Source organism: Polynucleobacter sp. 39-46-10 (assembly GCF_002282275.1).
Window position 1 is genome coordinate 1 of record NZ_NCJB01000441.1, and the last position, 1,609, is coordinate 1,609.

The window sequence follows — 1,609 nt, forward strand, 5'->3', positions numbered from 1 at the left end:
GGGCTCCCCGCTCTCAATATAGCTGTCAATTTGTCCTTGAGTTAAATGGGCAAACTCCACTTCGGAGACTTGCACTAGACAAAGGGGTTTGGTTAGAGGGTCGATCATGAGAACAACCGAAGTGAGTACCTCATGCACACGGCCGCTGAGCATTTTTAGAATGCGTTCAGCATCGGCGGCATCGTTCGGTTTTCCCAGAATTTCGCCGGCAGGATTGCCAGGCAAGCTGACGGTGGTATCTGCACACAGAATGGGTGCCCAAGGTTTTCCACTACTTTGCCACCTCGCTAATGCAATAGCACTTTTGGCGAAGGTGACTCGCTCAACATAATCACGCGCCTTTTCATTGGGGAGGGGAACTTCAAGAGTCTCTGTATCTTCACCCGGTCCTGCAACCAGCATTTCGAAAGGCACGCCAATCTGTTTAAGTAACTCTTGGCGACGTGGACTTTGTGAGGCAAGGTATATGTAAGAAAACATTAGAAGCTCACTCCCGGTGATAGGGGTGACCCTGCAAAATAGTCCAAGCTCGATAGAGCTGCTCAACTAATAAGACTCTTGCCATTGCGTGAGGCAATGTCAGGCTTGAGAGGCGCCACATCGCTTGAGCACACTCCTTGAGACTGGGATCGAGTCCATCGGCACCACCAATCAAGAAGGTGATGTCAAAACCTTCTTGTCGCCAGTTTGCCAGCTGCGTAGCTAGATTTTGAGTGGTCTGATCTTTGCCGCGCTCATCCAGCGCAATGACGCGAGAACCTTTTGGAATAGCCGCTGCAATTTTGATAGCCTCTTTAGCTGGGGTGAGATCGGGCTTAATCTCTTTGATTTCGATGCTGCAGTCTGCGGGCATGCGCTTAATGTAATCATGGGTTGCAGTTGCAACCCATTCTGGCATTTTGTGACCAACAGAAACAATCGTTAAACGCATTACTAAAGCATTAATCTTCGTCGTCAGGTTCGCTTGCTTTCACAAGACCTTTGTCTGCTGCCAATTTGACGCGCACTGGCTTGGCGCCCCACATACCTTCAAGTTGGTAGTAAGCGCGCAATGCGGGTTGCAGAATATGAACCACGATATCGCCACAGTCGACGAGTACCCATTCACCAGTTTCTAAGCCTTCGACGGAAATGACTTCGCCGCCCTTTGCATTAACCGCTTCTTTAACTGACATGGCTAATGATCTAGTCTGACGATTGGAGGTGCCAGTGGCAATGATCACACGATCAAATAGCTCACTGAGTTTGGTGGTGTCGTAAACGCGAATATCTTGAGCCTTGACATCTTCCAGGGCATCGATCACGACACGTTGTAATTTAGTTAAGTCCATAGTTTCTTTAATATTTTTTCTGAGATTTTTGTATATAAGGGTGATCTTAGCCTGATTACTTATACAGACCCAGATTTGTGATGATTTCTAAAGCGTGTGATGGAATGTGCTCGGAGGCAATGGCACTACGGGAAGTGCTTTTAAGTTGATTCCGCAATTCGGTTGATGAAAGGTCTACTGAAAGACTGTTATCTAGGTAGATGCGGCCAAATGGGCTTTTTTCAAGGGTATCTGGGTCATTACATTGATGATTTGCCAATAAAGCCTTAATTTCAGGG

General features: G+C 47.4%; 2 protein-coding genes and 2 pseudogenes. All 4 read right to left on the reverse strand.

From position 1 onward, the window contains the following. Positions 1 to 480: Maf family protein (locus B7X71_RS16590; protein WP_293601548.1), on the reverse strand; the 480-nt coding region annotated here is incomplete at its 3' end. Between the two features lie 7 nt (positions 481 to 487). After that, positions 488 to 931, reverse strand: a complete 444-nt coding sequence (gene rlmH, locus B7X71_RS16595; RefSeq protein WP_293599684.1) for a 23S rRNA (pseudouridine(1915)-N(3))-methyltransferase RlmH — start codon at positions 929 to 931, stop codon at positions 488 to 490. 13 nt (positions 932 to 944) lie between these two features. Further along, positions 945 to 1,331, reverse strand: a pseudogene (rsfS, locus tag B7X71_RS16600) (ribosome silencing factor); the annotation flags it as partial. Positions 1,332 to 1,386: 55 nt separating this feature from the next. Further along, positions 1,387 to 1,609, reverse strand: a pseudogene (locus B7X71_RS16605) (nicotinate-nicotinamide nucleotide adenylyltransferase); the annotation flags it as partial.

Excerpts from the sequence above, each read along its gene's own strand:
- rlmH (WP_293599684.1), bottom strand. The coding sequence starts at position 931 with ATGCGTTTAACGATTGTTTCTGTTGGTCACAAAATGCCAGAATGGGTT.